At 29.1% G+C, this 16,088-nt stretch carries 17 protein-coding genes; 8 read left to right on the forward strand and 9 right to left on the reverse strand.

Features of this window, described 5'->3' with window-relative positions; all coding sequences use genetic code 11:
* Positions 1-83: 83 nt before the first annotated feature.
* From H2279_RS00405 to H2279_RS00415, 3 genes are read left to right on the forward strand one after another with little or no spacing between them, the layout of a single operon-like run.
* Positions 84-509, forward strand: coding sequence for a hypothetical protein (locus H2279_RS00405; RefSeq protein WP_337195224.1), 426 nt, complete (start codon positions 84-86; stop codon positions 507-509).
* Positions 509-814 carry a flagellar motor switch protein FliN gene (gene fliN / locus H2279_RS00410; RefSeq protein ID WP_137623270.1) on the forward strand — a complete coding sequence of 102 codons (306 nt, stop codon included), beginning with the start codon at positions 509-511 and terminating at the stop codon, positions 812-814. The genes H2279_RS00405 and fliN overlap by 1 nt, the downstream gene beginning before the upstream one ends.
* Positions 815-1,600 (forward strand): hypothetical protein, encoded by a 786-nt coding sequence (locus tag H2279_RS00415; protein WP_337195225.1) that lies wholly within the window; start codon positions 815-817, stop codon positions 1,598-1,600.
* Between the two features lie 2 nt (positions 1,601-1,602).
* Here the strand turns inward: H2279_RS00415 and H2279_RS00420 are convergent, their stop codons facing one another.
* The 5 genes from H2279_RS00420 to plsY all read right to left on the reverse strand — a co-directional run bounded on the left by H2279_RS00420 (position 1,603) and on the right by plsY (position 5,095).
* A complete protein-coding gene (locus H2279_RS00420; protein WP_337195226.1) occupies positions 1,603-3,066 on the reverse strand; it encodes a Ppx/GppA phosphatase family protein in 1,464 nt (487 codons plus the stop codon).
* Positions 3,066-3,311, reverse strand: a complete 246-nt coding sequence (locus H2279_RS00425; protein WP_137623267.1) for a YfhL family 4Fe-4S dicluster ferredoxin — start codon at positions 3,309-3,311, stop codon at positions 3,066-3,068. The genes H2279_RS00420 and H2279_RS00425 overlap by 1 nt, the downstream gene beginning before the upstream one ends.
* 119 nt (positions 3,312-3,430) lie before the next feature.
* A complete protein-coding gene (gene hsrA, locus H2279_RS00430; RefSeq protein WP_137623266.1) occupies positions 3,431-4,102 on the reverse strand; it encodes a homeostatic response regulator transcription factor HsrA in 672 nt (223 codons plus the stop codon).
* Positions 4,103-4,181: 79 nt separating this feature from the next.
* Positions 4,182-4,499: a dihydroneopterin aldolase gene (locus H2279_RS00435; RefSeq protein WP_337195227.1), complete on the reverse strand. Its 318-nt coding sequence runs from the start codon at positions 4,497-4,499 to the stop codon at positions 4,182-4,184.
* Positions 4,484-5,095 (reverse strand): glycerol-3-phosphate 1-O-acyltransferase PlsY, encoded by a 612-nt coding sequence (plsY, locus tag H2279_RS00440; RefSeq protein WP_337195228.1) that lies wholly within the window; start codon positions 5,093-5,095, stop codon positions 4,484-4,486. The genes H2279_RS00435 and plsY overlap by 16 nt, the downstream gene beginning before the upstream one ends.
* A 205-nt stretch (positions 5,096-5,300) precedes the next feature.
* On the opposite strand from plsY, the gene H2279_RS00445 reads away from it, so the two are divergent.
* The 4 genes from H2279_RS00445 to hemJ all read left to right on the forward strand — a co-directional run bounded on the left by H2279_RS00445 (position 5,301) and on the right by hemJ (position 8,637).
* Complete coding sequence (locus H2279_RS00445) at positions 5,301-6,320, forward strand: cytochrome-c peroxidase (protein WP_137623263.1); 1,020 nt, start codon at positions 5,301-5,303, stop codon at positions 6,318-6,320.
* An 89-nt stretch (positions 6,321-6,409) separates the two neighbouring features.
* Positions 6,410-7,747, forward strand: coding sequence for a phosphoglucosamine mutase (gene glmM, locus H2279_RS00450; RefSeq protein WP_137623262.1), 1,338 nt, complete (start codon positions 6,410-6,412; stop codon positions 7,745-7,747).
* The gene (gene lspA / locus H2279_RS00455) at positions 7,740-8,201 is read left to right on the forward strand and encodes a signal peptidase II (RefSeq protein WP_137623261.1); all 462 of its coding nucleotides are present in this window, start codon (positions 7,740-7,742) and stop codon (positions 8,199-8,201) included. The genes glmM and lspA overlap by 8 nt, the downstream gene beginning before the upstream one ends.
* On the forward strand, positions 8,185-8,637 hold the full coding sequence (hemJ, locus tag H2279_RS00460; protein ID WP_137623260.1) for a protoporphyrinogen oxidase HemJ: 453 nt from the start codon (positions 8,185-8,187) through the stop codon (positions 8,635-8,637). Before lspA ends, hemJ begins: the two co-directional genes overlap by 17 nt.
* A gap of 2 nt (positions 8,638-8,639) precedes the next feature.
* Here hemJ and H2279_RS00465 read toward each other — a convergent pair whose 3' ends face one another.
* A complete protein-coding gene (locus tag H2279_RS00465) occupies positions 8,640-9,980 on the reverse strand; it encodes a coproporphyrinogen III oxidase family protein (RefSeq protein ID WP_137623259.1) in 1,341 nt (446 codons plus the stop codon).
* Positions 9,981-10,090: 110 nt separating this feature from the next.
* Between H2279_RS00465 and cmeU the strand changes: the two genes are divergently transcribed.
* Positions 10,091-10,342: a CmeU family protein gene (gene cmeU / locus H2279_RS00470; RefSeq protein ID WP_137623258.1), complete on the forward strand. Its 252-nt coding sequence runs from the start codon at positions 10,091-10,093 to the stop codon at positions 10,340-10,342.
* 9 nt (positions 10,343-10,351) lie between these two features.
* Here the strand turns inward: cmeU and H2279_RS00475 are convergent, their stop codons facing one another.
* Genes H2279_RS00475 through H2279_RS00485 form a run of 3 tightly spaced genes read right to left on the reverse strand, consistent with a single transcriptional unit; the run spans position 10,352 to position 16,027 of the window.
* Positions 10,352-11,815, reverse strand: a complete 1,464-nt coding sequence (locus H2279_RS00475; RefSeq protein ID WP_337195229.1) for a TolC family protein — start codon at positions 11,813-11,815, stop codon at positions 10,352-10,354.
* A complete protein-coding gene (locus tag H2279_RS00480; protein WP_337195230.1) occupies positions 11,808-14,927 on the reverse strand; it encodes an efflux RND transporter permease subunit in 3,120 nt (1,039 codons plus the stop codon). The genes H2279_RS00475 and H2279_RS00480 overlap by 8 nt, the downstream gene beginning before the upstream one ends.
* Positions 14,927-16,027 carry an efflux RND transporter periplasmic adaptor subunit gene (locus H2279_RS00485; protein WP_337195231.1) on the reverse strand — a complete coding sequence of 367 codons (1,101 nt, stop codon included), beginning with the start codon at positions 16,025-16,027 and terminating at the stop codon, positions 14,927-14,929. Before H2279_RS00485 ends, H2279_RS00480 begins: the two co-directional genes overlap by 1 nt.
* Positions 16,028-16,088: the final 61 nt, after the last annotated feature.

The following is a 16,088-nucleotide window of genomic DNA, read 5'->3' on the forward strand; positions in this document are numbered from 1 at the left end:
CGATATAAATAGTTTATAAGCAAATTTATTTTATTATATTTTATAATAATTATAGGGTTTTAATTAAAGGCGGTTAATAGATTATGTTAAAAACTCTTGAATATTCCATAATACATTTTTTTGAGCACATTTTACAGGTTCATATGGAACCCGTTGAAGAATTAAAAGGTGAATTTTATGGCTCTAGCATTTCTGTGGTAGAAAAAAGCGGTAGAGAATATAATTTTTATTTATTTTTTTCGACAGAATTTTTACATTTAGTTTCAACCATTTTCATTGGAGAGGAAGATTTTCAAGAAGATGATAGGTGTGATCTTGTTAAAGAATGTGCTAATCAGATTGTAGGATATGCGAAAAAATTACTCAATGATGCTAAAGGTGGTGATGATGAGTATAAACTCGGCATACCAGAATATTTAGGAAGAATACATAATCCAAATATTATTTTAGACCAGTCATTAACTTATGGTTTTAAAGATTATTGTTTTAGAATAGGATATTGTCAATAATGAGCAATGAGATAGAATTTGAAACTCACGGACTTTTACAATCTTATGAAGATATTTTAGATATCAGTGTAGATTTTGTCAGTGAGCTTGGTACAACAAATATGAGTGTGGCAGATCTTTTAAGATTGGAAGTAGGTTCAGTGATTGATCTTGAAAAACCTGCTGGTGAAAGCGTGGAACTTTATATCAATAAACGTATTTTTGGCAAGGGTGAAGTTATGGTTTATGAGAAAAATTTAGCGATAAGGATTAATGAAATTTTAGATTCTAAAACTGTGCTTCAATATTTTAAAAAAGAAATATAAATGAAATTTTTTTTATTGTGTTTTTTGACTTTGCCTTTGTTTGCGGTTAAATTAGTCGATTATAATATTTATGATAGAAATGATCGGGTAGATTTGATGCTTTCTTTTGATAATGCTTATAATGGAAAAATTTCTCAAACAAAAGATAAGAATTTTATTCTTTTAACTTTTAGCAAATTAACGTATTCTAAAGACGAGTTAAAAAATTTAAATTCTAAACTCGTTGATAGAGTTAGTATTAGCTCGAAAAATAATGATACTTATATCATGTTAAAAAACAAACAAAATATTTCACTTAATGTGAGTTCTATTAATGATAAATTCGGAGTAAGAATTCGAGTTACACAGCAAAATAAACAAGAAAATTTGAGTCAAGATTCTATTTTGAAATCAAATCAAGAAAAAGAAACTTCATTTGAATTTAAGGATGCAAATTTGGTTAAATATGATTATACAAACTATATTTTAGTTATGGTGATTTTAATAATTTTACTTATAATACTTTGGTGGCTTAAAAATTCTTTGATTTCAAAAAAAAGCGGTATTTCAAGAGATTTTCGTATGATTTTTCAAAGATTTTTAGATAAAAACAATCAATTAGTCGTTTTTGAATATGCCCATAAAAGATATATTATGATAATAGGTAATTCTAATATTGTTTTAGAGAGTGCAGAAGCAGAGCAGGGGCAAATTGATTTAGAAAAAAAAGAAAAGAATTTTGATTCTTTTTTTGAGGAAAATAAAAAACGCATACAAAATCTTATAGAACAACGTCAGAAAAAATAGCTCTAAGGCTTTTGATTAAAGCTTAAAGCTATTGATGCAGGTTTTGCAATTTTTTTCAATTCTTCTTTTGGTAAATTTAGTTCTTTAAATTCATTAAAAATATAAAGCGTATTATCTAAAACGGTAAAATTGATTTTGCTTTCATTGGTATTGTTTAGAGTTTTTGCTAAATTGAGTATGAAATTTAACCAAGAAAGAATATGAAAATTAGGCAAAAGTTGTTTATGAGGCTCTAGATTATATGGGTTGATTTTTTTTCCATTTAGCTTAATAATATTTGCGATTAAAACTTTTTCTTTGTGTGAAAAACCATAATTTAATCCACCTAAAATAAAATGCGCAGAGTGTTCATTTGAAAAATAAAAATTCAAATACTCTCCTATATGACATAGTTTGGCTGCAGCTAACAAGCTTTGTTTATAATGATCATGAATTTTGTGAATGTTTTTTAAAGCATTGAATAATTGCATTGCAAATTTGGCTGTATGATTATTTTTATCTTCTTGTAGAAATCTATCTTGCAAGGATTTTAAACTAGGGTTGAAATTTACAGGAAAACGATTGTTTGGGCGTAATAAATCTTTTAAATATATTCCTTCTCTAATTCCCACTCCACTTGTTATAATATGTTTCGTATTGAGTTTTTGGGCAATTTTTAAAAATATAAAAATTCCTTTTTTAATAGTATCAAAACGGTCTTTTTTGATGCCAAAATTTGCCAAAGAATCAACTTTAGCTTCAAGAATTTTTTCAATATGCTCTCTTTCTTCTTCTAAATCATAACGAAAATCGTGTAAATTTTTCAAAGGATAAGAATTTTTTTGCATAATAGAATTTGAAATAGCTCTTAAGCTTCCACCTATGGCTATAAGATTGTGATTACAAAATTCTTTAGGAATTTGTTTTAAAATAGGATCGATAAACTGATCTAAAGATTTGGTTTTTCCTTTGTCAAAAAACAATTCTTTCAATCTAACTGTTCCTATGTCTAAAGAAATACAAGAAACTATTTTATTGTTTTTAATCAAACAAAGCTCACTTGATCCTCCACCTATATCAAGAGTAGTGGCATCTTTAAAAGGGCTTAAAAGATTTAAAGCGGCTAAACCACCTAGATAACTTTCTTCTTTCCCATCAATACATCGTATATTTAAATTAAGCTTGGTTTTGATTCTTTTTATAAATTCTTTAGAGTTGGGGGCATCTCTTAAAGCTGAAGTTCCTATGATGAAAATTTTTTTACATTTGTGTTTTAAAGAGCATTGCTTGAAAAATCTTAAAGCATTTTCAGCTTTTTGCATAGCTTCTTCTTGAAGAATTTTACCATTATTGTAAGAATTTTCACCTAATCTTACTTTACGTTTGTATTCACAAGTTGTATAAAAACCATATCTTGAAGTTTTTTCAAAAATCACCATTCTAATAGAATTTGATCCTAAATCAACAACAGCGGTTTTTTTGGCCATTATAGATCTCTATTGCGATTTTTTAATTTTAACTCTTCTATACTTTCTATGTTATCAGGATCTGGAATAATACATTCATAAGGGCAGGCCACTATGCAAGCAGGTTCTGAAAAATCATTCACACATTCAGAGCAAAGATCAGCGTCAATAACATAAATTGGACTATGTTCATAAATAGCCTCATCAGGACATTCTTCTCTGCAAGCGTCGCAACATACGCAATCTTTTGTTATTAAAAGAGCCATTATAACCTTTCATAAACTAAATAATATTTGTCTAGTTTATACAATAATCAAACTTAAATATAATATAAAATTAAATAAAAAAGATAAATTTTACACCAAGAAATGGTGTAAAATTTTTTTCAAGATTTTTTAGGAAAGCAGAAACGATATCCTCTTCTGCGAACTGTTTCAATAGTAGAAATATTTAAAGGTTTGTCCATTTTTTGGCGAATTTGATTGATAGCCACTTCAATAACATTTGGGGTTACAAGTTCAGGTTCTTCCCAAATAGCATCTAAAAGTTGTTCTTTAGATACAATTTGATCTGAATGTCTAGCTAAATGAGTTAAAACCTCAAAAGGTTTCCCTTTGAGTTCTATATCTTGATCCTTATAAGTGATTTTTTCTTCATCTGGATCAATGATAAGATCTTCAATTTTAATCACATTTGTTCCACCAAGTCTTAATCTTGCTTCAATTCTTGCTAGTAAAATATCAAAATCTAAAGGTTTTTTTATAAAATCATCAGCTCCTGCTTTAAGAGCTTTTATTTCTGTTTCTTTATCAGTTTTTGAAGACATGATAACTATTGAAGTTCTAGGGGATTTTTGTTTTATGATATTGATAAGTTCTGTGCCATCACCATCAGATAGGTTCCAGCTTGCTAATACCAAATCATAATGTCTTATTCCAATATAATATTCCCCATCTTTAAAATTTTCCGATGAATCTGTTTGATAGCCAAATTCATTGAGATTATCTATAATAGACTTATTAAGGCTAATTTCATCCTCTATAACTAAAATTCTCATTGTTTTATCCTTCGTAATAAGAAAATTTTAAAAATTATAACATAGTTTAAGTAAATGTTTAGATATCTTTAAAAAAAAATTAATATCTTTTTTTTAATTTTACTCCAACTTTGCCATTTTTTATTATTTTAGGTTTAAAAGTTGCTATTTTTAAATAAGTGATTTGAGGAAATTTATAATGAAGTTTTTCACTTGTAAAATCCAAAGATTCCTCTAAGGTAAAAAATTTTTCTTTTTTGTATATTTTTTTGATTTTTTTTGAAACCTTTGCATAGTCTAAAAAATCATTTGCCTTAGCTTTTAATTTAACACAAATTTTTTGCTTTTTTTTGCGTTCAAAGTTTAAAATTCCGATAATACATTTAAAATGTATTTTTATGCTTATATGACTTTGCATTCTTTTTTGAAAATTAATCTATAAATATTTGGAATATGCTTATAAAAAATAAGAAAAGCTATGATAAATACAGGTGCGTGAGTATTAATAACTTCCATATTGTAATTAAAAATAAAAGAACTTCCAATAAAGGTTGCTAAGGCCAATAAAGATGCCAAGGAAGAAATTTTAAAAATTTTACCCACAATAAACCAAACAACAAAAGCTGTTACAACCTCTAAAGGTAAAAGTACAATCATAGCTCCAGCGCCTGTTGCAACACCTTTTCCGCCTTCAAATAATAAATAAATAGAATAACAATGTCCAAATACAGCTAATACAGCAACGCTCCAAAGTACATTTAAATCATAATTTAAAAATTTTAACACAAGTAAAGGTAATGCAGCTTTTGCAAAGTCTAAAATCACTGTTGCAATGGCAAGTTTTTTAGCTAAAGTGGGATTATATTCTTTTACAACCCTTAAAACATTAGTTGCTCCTATATTTTTTGATCCTTGATTTTTGATATTTATATTTGCAAATTTTTTTGTCAAAATTAAGCCAAAAGGAATTGCACCTAAGCAATAAGCCATAGCGTAAATAATTAAATTTTCCACTGTTATAAACCTCATAATATTATTTTTAGGTTGTTTGTAAAGGAATATTATAGATAAAAAAAATAAATAAGTCTAGCTAAGAATAAAAAATATTAATACATATTTTTTATTCTTATTTAAGCGTTAAAAGAATAGTATTTATTCATAATTTATTAATATAGATTAATAAATTTAAAATTTTTAATTCTATATAAAGGAGTAAAAGATGAGATTTTTGTTGTTTGCAGCAATATTTGTTGCTTCAAGCCTAAGTGCAATGAATTTAATTGATGAGGCTAAAAATTCTGGTTTAAAGCCTTTGCCAAAAGATCAAAAAGGCGTTGAGGAAATTTTAAAATCAAATGGGGTGAAAGTAAGTCAATTTGATCTTAGAAAAGTTGAACTTGGTAAAAAACTTTATTTTGATCCTAGACTCTCAAAAAGTGGTATTATTTCATGCAATACTTGTCATAATTTAGGTTTAGGTGGTGCAGATGGAGTTTCAACTGCTATAGGAAATAAATGGAAAGAAAATCCTCATCATTTAAATTCTCCAACCGTTTATAATGCATTTTTAAATAATGTGCAGTTTTGGGATGGTCGTGCGAAAAATTTAGCAGATCAAGCCAAAGGCCCTATACAATCAGAACCAGAAATGGCTACTCCTGCAAAATTAGCTGTTGAAAAAATTTCATCTTTACCTGAATATGTGAAAGAATTTAAACAAATTTATGGCAAAAGTGGTGTTAGTTTTGACAATATAGCCGATGCGATTGCAAATTTTGAAAGAACTTTGATCACTCCATCTCGCTTTGATGCTTTTTTAAATGGCGATGAAAAAGCCTTAAGTAATGATGAGAAAAAAGGTTTAAGACTTTTTATAGACAAAGGATGTGTGGCTTGTCATAACGGAGTTAATTTGGGCGGAAATATGCAACCTTTCGAAGTAGCTGGAAAATATAAATTTTCTAATTTGGGTGATTTTAAAGGAGATGCAAATGGAATGGTTAAAACACCAACTTTAAGAAATGTAGCTGAAACAGCACCTTATTTTCACAATGGGGCGATTTGGAAATTAACCGATGCTATTAAAGAGATGGGAAGTGTGCAACTTGGAATTAACATTTCTAATAAAGATGCAAAAAGTATAGAGACATTTTTAAAATCTTTAACAGGTGTTAAACCTAAAATAATTTATCCTCAGCTTCCAGTTTCCACAGAAAAAACACCACTACCTCAATTCTAATTAAACTAATAGACTTTTTTAAGTCTATTAGTTTTTCAGACTTTATTTTTTGTTATAATTTAAAGTAATACTATCAAAAAAGGATATAAATGAAACTTTTTGGAACGGATGGCGTAAGAGCAAAAGCTGGAGAATTCCTAGATAGTTTCTTAGCGATGCGTTTGGCTATGGCTGCTGGAATTTATTTTAAAGATAAAAGTATTACAAATAATATTTTAGTAGGTAAGGATACTAGGCGAAGTGGTTATATGATAGAAAATGCTATTGTATCAGGTTTGACTTCTATAGGATATAATGTCATTGAAATAGGACCTATGCCAACTCCTGCTATTGCTTTTTTAACAGAAGATATGCGTTGCGATGCAGGTATAATGATCTCGGCTTCTCATAATCCTTATTATGATAATGGTATTAAATTTTTTGACGCACATGGAAATAAGCTTAATGAAGATGTTGAAAGAAAAATAGAAGAAATTTATTTTAATGACAAACTTATACAAGATTCTAAAGTGAGTATGGATCAAATAGGACAAGCTAAAAGAATTGATGATGTTATAGGACGTTATATTGTTTCAATTAAAAATTCTTTTCCTAAAGATTTGACTTTAAAATCATTACGTGTTGTTTTAGATGTGGCACATGGAGCTTCTTATAAGGTAGCACCAACTGTATTTAGAGAGCTTGGGGCAGAAGTTATTGTGATCAATGATCAACCAAATGGGCTTAATATTAATGAAAATTGTGGAGCTTTGCACCCGTCGAATTTAGCATCTGAAGTGATAAAATTTCGTGCAGATGTTGGTTTTGCTTTCGATGGAGATGCTGATCGTTTGGTGGTAGTGAATGAAAAAGGCGAAGTGGCACATGGTGATAGCTTATTAGGTGTTTTAGCTCTTTATTTAAAAGAGCAAGGCAAGTTAAAATCAAGCGTTGTTGCAACTATTATGAGTAATGGGGCGTTGAAAGAATTTTTAAATAAGCATGAAATTTCACTTGAAACTTGCAATGTTGGAGATAAATATGTACTCGAAAAACTAAAAGCCATCGGTGGAAATTTTGGTGGAGAACAAAGTGGGCATATTATTTTTAGTGATTATGCTAAAACAGGAGATGGGCTTATAGCAGCCTTGCAATTTAGTGCATTAATGCTTTCAAGGAAAAAAAGTGCGAGTGCGATTTTAAGTCAAATTAAGCCTTATCCGCAACTTTTAACAAATTTGAAAATTTCTGAAAAAAAAGACTTAGAAAAAATTAAAGGTTTAAAAGAACTAAAAAAAGATTTGGAAAATAAAAATATTAATTATTTATTTCGTTACTCTGGAACTGAAAATTTGATTAGGCTTTTGCTAGAAAATAAAGATAGTAAAGTTTTGGAAAAAGAAATGAATAATGTTATTAATTTTTTTAAGAAAGCTTTAAATGAGTAAAAAATTACAATTTATCCTTTGTTTTATAGCAGCATTTATCCTAGATCAATGGGTTAAGCAATTGACTTTAGGGGGGATGAGGTGGCAAAGTGAATATTTTGATTTAACCTTTGCTCTAAACACTGGTATTGCATTTTCAATGCTTAGTTTTTTAGATCATTATTTAAAATATTTTCATTTGGTATTTATATTGATACTTGTCATGTATCTTTTTTGGCAAAAAAAATTTTTAAAAGAACATATCGTAGCTTTTGGGATAATGTTAGGTTCTGGATGCTCAAATCTTTTGGATCGTTTTGTACATGGTGGAGTTGTAGATATGTTTTTTTGGCACAAATGGTTTAATTTTGCTATTTTTAATGTAGCAGATGTTATGATAAATATTAGTGTTGCGTTGATTTTTATACAAGAAATTTTTATAAAAAGAAGGAGTAAAAATGACAGAATGGATTAATGAGTATTATTTTTGGATTAAATGGGTGCATTATCTAGCTTTTGTTTCTTGGATGGCCGGACTTTTTTACTTGCCAAGACTTTTTGTATATCATGTAGAACATAAAGAAAATAAAGGTTTTACTGATGTGGTAAAAATTCAAGAGAGAAAACTTTATTTTGCTATACAAAATCCTGCAATGATTGCGACTTTGATTACCGGAAGTTTAATGTTGCATGCTCATAAAGAAATTTTAATGGAAGGGGCAGCTTATATGCATGTAAAACTTACCTGTGTAACGCTTTTAATCCTTTTTCATATACACAATTATTTTTGTTTAAAAGCTTTATCTAAAGATATTTATACAAAAAGCGGAAAATACTTTAGAATTTATAATGAATTTCCCACAATTATGTTTATCATCATCGCTTTAATGATGGTTGTCCGCCCGTTCTAATCTTAATTCGCCTTGATCTCCATACTAGCGGGTTCAAGCGGATTAACATCTTCTTTCATAATGTCGATAAAGTTTTTATTTTTAATACGCTTACTATCTCTAAAAACTGCACGAACAAGATCCATTCCAGTGTAAAAATCTTTCATTAAAACAACAAAAAGATATTGACCAAATTTGCTTGTAGTTAAAAAATCATCTTCTTTTTTGATGGCTCCGCTCATTTTAAGACCCAAAAGCTCAATAAAAAGCTCTTTTTCAAGATCGCAATTAAGAGTTTTATTGAAGCGTTTGATATCTATTTTTCCCGCAAAAATTTCAGTTAAAAAGACGTATTTTATGATTTCTTTTTTATCAAAATTAGCTTTTGCAATATTTGCATTTTGTTTTTCTTTTATAAGTCTTGAATAATCGTTTAAATCAAAAGCATTGATTAAAAGTTCTCCATCTAAAAAACTAAAAGCACCACTACCTACTCCTAAATATTCATGATGAGAACTTACATATTCATCATTGAATGTGTTTTTTTCCAAAGAGAAACTCCAGCCATTATTTTGCTGATAATCTTTAAAAAAGTCTCGTATGATTTGATAAAATTTAAATTCATTATCTTCAGTGCTTACGCCTAAACTTTTAGCTATATTATCTTTGGTTAATCCTGATTTCATTAAGGGATAAGTTGTAATTTGTTGAGGAGCTAAATTTTTAGCAACAGTTAAATCATTTAAAAGTTGCTCTGTTGTTTGCCCTGGAAGATTAAAGATCAAATCTATACTAAAAATAGGTAAAATATTTATTGCTTTTGAAATTTTTTCTTGAAGCATTTGAGAAGAGCCAAATTTATTATATCTTGCAACTTTTTTTAAAATATCGTCATTGAAACTCTGAACTCCGCAACTTAACCTATCGATTACGCCTTTAAACATGGAAAGTTTTTCAGGTTTTATATGATTTGGATCCGTTTCGCAAGAAATTTCTTTAATATTGAAAATTTTTTTACAAAGTTCCAAGGTTTTTAGTAGTTCTTCTTCATGAATAAGAGTTGTGCCGCCACCAACATACATAGAGGTAAAATCAAACCCCTTTTCTTTAATTAAGAGTATTTCTTTTCTTAGATTTTCAAAATAAATTTTAGCTAATTCTTCATCATAATAATATTTATGAAAACTGCAATAAGGACAAAAAGTATGACAAAAAGGTATATGAGCATAAAGCATATAAGTTTTATCATTTTTTGGGATTTTTTCTTTTGGATCCTTTAAAAGCTCAACATTAAAACCTTTTTCTAAAGATTTTTCCATCATAATATGAGAATATTTTAAAGCTAAATTTTGAAACAAATTCATCGAATAAACCTAATAATTAAAGTATGATAGAGAACTTTATCAAATTTTTACTAAATTAATGGTAAATTTTTTATATTTCAATAGAAATTATTTTAAAAGGATGTGATATTATGGAAAAATCAGAAATTGTCAAGGATTTAAATGCCTTATTTAAAAAAAGATCAGAATTTTATTCTTTTTTTGATGAAAATATTGAAAAATTAAAAAATACTGAAGTTTTTGATTTTAAAAATGCAAAAGATTTAAATGCCCAAGAGATGTATAAACGATTTTATCATTATGATTATGCAATAAGAAAAATATTACCAGCTATTTATAAGGCCTATAAAATCACAAGCGCTGATTTAGAAAAAGATTTCTAAATCAAACGTTTATTTTAAAGAATTTTCTAAATTTTGAAACTCTTCTTTTTGGGCATTTTCCCAAGAATTTTCATCTTGTTGATCAAATCCACCGCCAAAGGCTTTGATAACATCTACGATAGAGTTAGCATAAGAGTATTTTGTATTGTTGAAATTGATTTGAGAATTAAGCCAATTTTTTCGAGCTTCTAAATAATCTTGCAAAGACATTTCTCCTACATCATAACGCTCTTTAGCAATTTCATAAATCCTTTTATAGGCTTGTTCGCTAGATAAAGCATTATCGTATTGTAAGCGTATGTTTTTTCTAGAAACTAAAGCGTACCGAATTTCCCCAAAGGCCGTTTTTAAAGTATTCTCATAGTTTATAAAGGCTTCATCTTTATTTAATTTGGCTAAATTAACATTTTCATTAATTTCACCCCAGTGGAAAATAGGCATTAAAAAACTTCCACCTATATTCCACGTTTTAGAGCCATTTTTTACCAAAGTATCTAAATCATTACTTTCAAAACCTAAAAGTCCGGTTAAGGAAAGACTAGGTAAAAAAGCTGAACGAGCAACGCCTATAAGATAATTTTTTTGCATGAGTTTTTCTAAAGAAGAGCTGATATCAGGACGTTGTAATAAAATTTCGCTAGTGATTCCAGTTGGAATATCAAACTCTTTAAGATTAAAGGTTTGGTAGTCTTGATTTTGATAAAGTATATTATTTAAATCATTGGAGGTTAATATTTTTAAAGCTTTAAGATAGTTTTCTTTATTAAGTCGTGCTTGATTGTATTGTAAAGAAATACTTTCAAGATTGGCTTTAGCTTGAGATAATTCATACTCTCCAGTAGTTCCTGCTGAAAATTTTTCATTATTAATGCGATAAATTTCTTGTGCTGCTTCATAAGCTTGCTTTAAAGCATTTTCATTTTCATAAGCATTTACGAGATTAAAATACGTTTGAACTGTATTTGAAATAATGGAAAGTCTTGCCGCTTCATAATCATATTTACTTGCCTCAAAAGAAGCTTTACTTGCTCTATAAGAATCTCGGTACTTGCCCCAAAGATCAATTTCATAGCTTAAATTTAACCCCATTTTAAAGTCATTGCCATAATTAAATTGACCACTTTTATTTGTTGGTGCATTTATCGAAGTTTTACTTCTTAGAGCATTTGCACTTGCATCAAATTTTGGCAATAAATTGCTAAAATCGATCCCTAATTGTGCGCTAGCTTGTTTTAAATGTATATAAGCAATTTTTAAATCAGAATTGTTCCTAAGGGCTAAATCAACAAGTTTATTTAAATGTTCATCTTGAAATTCTTCCCACCATCTTTGATCAATACCGTTATTATTTTCTTGTTTGCTATCAGCAAGGGTATAATTTGTTTCAGGAATATTTAAATTTGGGCTTAAAGAGCAGGCTGAAATCAATAATCCAAGACTTGTAATAATGCTTATTGAAATAATCTTATTCACGGATTTTACCTCTTTTCTTGTTAATCCAAATACTTAGATTTTCTAAAAGATAGAAAAATAATGGAACAAAGAAAATCGCTAAAGTAGAAGCAGCGATCATCCCACCTATAAGCCCCGTTCCTAAAGCATGACGGGAAGCACTTCCTGCCCCATGAGCAAAAATCATTGGTAAAACACCAAAAGTAAAGGCTAGTGAAGTCATAACAATAGGTCTAAATCTTAATTTTGCAGCACTAATGGCAGCATCAAAAACACTTTTTCCTTTTTTAAGATGTTCTTCCATAGCAAATTCAATAATCAAAATTGCATTTTTTGCAGAAAGTCCGATTAAAAGCAAAAGTCCAGTTTGAAAATATATATCGTTGTCAAATCCCGAAAGAGCTACCAAAAGAAAAGATCCAAATGCTGCAAAAGGAACAGCGGTAACAACAGCAAGTGGAATAAGCCATCTTTCATATTGAGCTGCCAAAATTAAAAATACAAAAACCATTCCTAAGGTGAAAGCAAATAATCCAGTGCCTTTAGAATTAACTTCTTGATAAGCAGTTCCTGCCCAAGCAATTGAATAATCACTTCCTAAGGTTTCTTTAGCAACAGCTGAGATCGCTTCAATAGCTTGTCCAGAAGAATAACCCGATGCAGGATCTCCTTGTATAAGAGCAGCTGGAAAAAGATTAAATCTTTTAACATCATCAGGCCCAACACTTCTAGAGAGGGTTAAAAATGAGTTAAGAGGGATCATTTTTCCATCATTTGATCTTACAAAGATATTTCTTAACGCGTCTTGAGTATTTCTAAAATCTCCTAAAGCTCGAATATTAACTTGGAAATTTTTTCCCAACATAGGAAAATCATTAACATAATAAGTTCCTATTGTTGCACTAATAGTATTAAAAACATCTTGCATATTGAGATTAAAATATTTCATTTTATCTCGATCAATAATAAGTTTATATTGTGGAAAATTAGTATCAAGGGTTGTTTTTACATTAAATAATTCTTTTCTTTTTTTTGCTGCTTCTAGTAATTTATTAACATCTTGTTGAATTTGATCATAAGTTTTTCCGCTTTTATTTTGGACATACATTTCAAAACCACCTGTTAAACTGATTCCAGGGATCGCAGGAAGGTTAATAAAAAAGCTTTGAGCGTTTCTATCGTTTGCATATTTTCCAAATAACATACCAATGATTTGATTAGAATTTAATTTTCTTTCACTCCAATCTTTTAATTTTAAAAATGTTACTGTAACATTTTCTTTTAAAGAGCTTGTGAAAAGATCAAATCCTATAAGAGAAATAGCTGATTCTACACCATCCATTTTGTAGATATCTTTATTCATATTTTCTACTTCTTCTATGGTTTTATGTAAAGGTGAGCCAGCAGGTAGATTGATAAGACTTATAATAGCACCTTGATCTTCACTTGGAACAAGAGAACTTGGTACAATTTTATATAAATAAAAAATCGCTCCTAGCATAATACAAAAAATAAGAACAAAGCGAATAGTGCGTTTTAGCATATAGGCTACACCAGCACTAAATACAGAAGTACTCCAGTCAAAAAAATCATTAAATTTTTGAACAAAATAGAAAGGTTTTGATTCATTTCTTGTTAAAAAAATTGCAGACAATGAAGGAGTCAATGTGAGTGCAACAAATCCAGAAATAGCAACAGAAGCGGCTAAGGTTAGGGCAAACTGTTTTTGAATTTCTCCTACAAACCCTGAAATAAATGACACAGGGATAAAAACAGCACATAAAACAAGAACAATAGAAATAACTGGTGAACTTACTTCATGCATAGCTTGAATAGCTGCATCTTTGATCGAAATATTGGGGTTAGAATGTATAATTCTATCAATATTTTCAACCACTATGATAGCATCATCAACAACAATACCTATGGCTAAAACAAGGGCAAAAAGAGTCAAAAGATTAATGCTAAAGCCAAGTAAATAAAGCACAGCAAAAGTTCCCAGTAATGAAACAGGAACAGCGATCATTGGAATAAGGGTTGATCTGAAATTTTTTAAGAAAAGATACATAACAATAAGAACTAAAATTAAGGCTTCAGCAAAAGTTTTTATCACTTCTTTAATAGAAGCTTTAACGAAAATTGTTGTATCAAAAGGAACTTTATATTTTAAACCTTGAGGGAAATTTTTAGAAAGTTCTTCAAGTTTTTTATTGACTAATTTTGCAGTGCTTACAGCATTAGCACCTGATTGTAAATTAATCATAATTGGAACAGCTGGTTTAGTGCCTAAACGTCCGGTTGAGGTATATTCTTGAGAACCTATTTCTACATTTGCCACATCTTTGATTCTTAAAAAAGATCCATCTTTATTAACTCTTATAATGATATTTTCAAATTCTTTAGGAGTGGAAAGTCTTCCTTGCATTGTTATAGAAAGTACTTGAGCGGATTTATTGATAACAGGTTCTTCGCCAATTTTTCCTGTCGCATATTGAGCATTTTGTTCATTAATTGCATTGATAACATCTGTAGCGGTTATGTTAAATTTGTTTAATAAATCAGGTTTAAGCCAAATTCTCATAGAATAGTTTTTACCACCTATGGCGTTAGCATCTCCAACTCCAGGAATTCTTTTTAATTCATCTAAGATATTTAAAGTAGTATAGTTAAAAATATCTACATCGCTCATCGAATTATCATCCGAATAGATGGAAACAACTTCAAGTATCGAAGAAGAAGATTTTCTAACGGTTACCCCAAGTTTTTTAACTGCTTCTGGGAGTTTTGCTGTTGCTGCTGAAATTCTATTATTTACATTCACAGTTGCTTGATCAGGATCAGTTCCTATATCAAAATAAACAGTGAGTTTCATTTGGCCTGTAGAACTCGTAGAATCCATATAAATCATATTATCAACGCCATTGATTGCATCTTCAATAGGAGTTGCAACAGTTGAGGCTATCGTTTGAGCATCTGCACCAGTATAACTTGCTGTTACTTGAACTGTAGGGGGAGTTAGCGCAGGATATTGCTCTACAGGTAGATTGATTAAACCTATGGCTCCAGAAATTGAAATAATAATGGCAACAACAGAGGCAAATATTGGTCTTTCTATAAAAAACTTAGAGAACATTATTTACTCCCAATTTCTTGAACTTCAGATCCAATGTGAATTTTTTTGAAATTATCTAAAATAATTTTATCATCATTTTTAAGTCCAGAGTCGATGATGGCATATTCATTGTTTTGATAGCTGATGTGGATTGGGCTTTTTGTAACTTTGTTATTAACTATGGTATAAACATATACTTCATTTTGATCTTGTTTGATGGCGCTTTGTGGTATTTTAAAGCCATTTTTTTGGATAAATCCTTCTGAAGTGATTGTGGCGAATGCTCCTGGTAAAAGACTAGAATTGTTATTATCAAAAATAGCTTTAGCTTTAACAGTTCCACTATCTGCATTTATCACTGAATCGATAAAATAAAGTTTTCCTTTAACTTCTTCTCCATTTAAATTCAATGTAGCTTGAATATTTTTAAGATCCCATTCTCCACTTTGAGTATTTCGTATAATATTAAGTTTATCTGTATCAGAAATGTAAAATTCTGCATAAATTGGATTAAGGTTTGTAACGCGGACTAATTCTGTATTTGCGGAATTAACATAATCTCCTACATTGACTAAAGCATCACCGACAACTCCATCAAATGGTGCAAGAATTTCAGTATGACTAAGATCAATTTTAGCGTTTTGTAGATCAGCTTTGGAACTTGCAAGTTCTGCTTTTGCACTATCAAAATTTGCTAAAGAAGTATCGTATTCTTTTTTTGAAATGGCTTTTTTTGAAAATAAAATTTTGTTTCTTTCATAATCTTTTAGAGCATTGTCAAAACTAGCTTTTGCCATTAAGAATTTTCCTTGTGCAGAATTAACATTTGCTTCAAATTTATCAGGTTCAATGAGAAATAATTTTTGACCCTCTTTAACTCTATCGCCGGCTTTAAAATATTTTTTTAATATCACTCCGCTTACTTGAGGTTTTAATATCACATCATAATCGCTTACGAGTTTTGCTGGATAGGTGAAACTAAGAGGTAAATTTTCAGATTTTGCTTTCATAAAACTTACAGATATTGGATCTTGTTGCATTTTGGGAACTTCTTTTTTTTCGCAAGCACAAACTAAAAATGCAATACTTATTAAAAAGATATTTTTTACAAATTTCATCATTTTTACCTTAATTTTTGTATTTTTTATTATTAAAATATTTAAACATTGGTATTCTAATTAA

Origin of the sequence: Campylobacter sp. B0100352/1, from assembly GCF_020135855.1 — a bacterium.
Lineage (GTDB): Bacteria > Campylobacterota > Campylobacteria > Campylobacterales > Campylobacteraceae > Campylobacter_D > Campylobacter_D taeniopygiae.

Bases quoted from the DNA above. Each gene is read 5' to 3' on its own strand.
- H2279_RS00465 (WP_137623259.1), bottom strand. From the start codon at position 9,980: ATGAATTTGTTTCAAAATTTAGCTTTAAAATATTCTCATATTATGATG.
- hemJ (WP_137623260.1), top strand. From the start codon at position 8,185: ATGACAGAATGGATTAATGAGTATTATTTTTGGATTAAATGGGTGCAT.
- cmeU (WP_137623258.1), top strand. From the start codon at position 10,091: ATGGAAAAATCAGAAATTGTCAAGGATTTAAATGCCTTATTTAAAAAA.
- H2279_RS00445 (WP_137623263.1), top strand. From the start codon at position 5,301: ATGAGATTTTTGTTGTTTGCAGCAATATTTGTTGCTTCAAGCCTAAGT.
- H2279_RS00415 (WP_337195225.1), top strand. From the start codon at position 815: ATGAAATTTTTTTTATTGTGTTTTTTGACTTTGCCTTTGTTTGCGGTT.
- H2279_RS00485 (WP_337195231.1), bottom strand. From the start codon at position 16,027: ATGATGAAATTTGTAAAAAATATCTTTTTAATAAGTATTGCATTTTTA.
- hsrA (WP_137623266.1), bottom strand. From the start codon at position 4,102: ATGAGAATTTTAGTTATAGAGGATGAAATTAGCCTTAATAAGTCTATT.
- H2279_RS00425 (WP_137623267.1), bottom strand. From the start codon at position 3,311: ATGGCTCTTTTAATAACAAAAGATTGCGTATGTTGCGACGCTTGCAGA.
- fliN (WP_137623270.1), top strand. From the start codon at position 509: ATGAGCAATGAGATAGAATTTGAAACTCACGGACTTTTACAATCTTAT.
- H2279_RS00405 (WP_337195224.1), top strand. From the start codon at position 84: ATGTTAAAAACTCTTGAATATTCCATAATACATTTTTTTGAGCACATT.
- glmM (WP_137623262.1), top strand. From the start codon at position 6,410: ATGAAACTTTTTGGAACGGATGGCGTAAGAGCAAAAGCTGGAGAATTC.
- H2279_RS00420 (WP_337195226.1), bottom strand. From the start codon at position 3,066: ATGGCCAAAAAAACCGCTGTTGTTGATTTAGGATCAAATTCTATTAGA.
- H2279_RS00435 (WP_337195227.1), bottom strand. From the start codon at position 4,499: ATGCAAAGTCATATAAGCATAAAAATACATTTTAAATGTATTATCGGA.
- H2279_RS00480 (WP_337195230.1), bottom strand. From the start codon at position 14,927: ATGTTCTCTAAGTTTTTTATAGAAAGACCAATATTTGCCTCTGTTGTT.
- lspA (WP_137623261.1), top strand. From the start codon at position 7,740: ATGAGTAAAAAATTACAATTTATCCTTTGTTTTATAGCAGCATTTATC.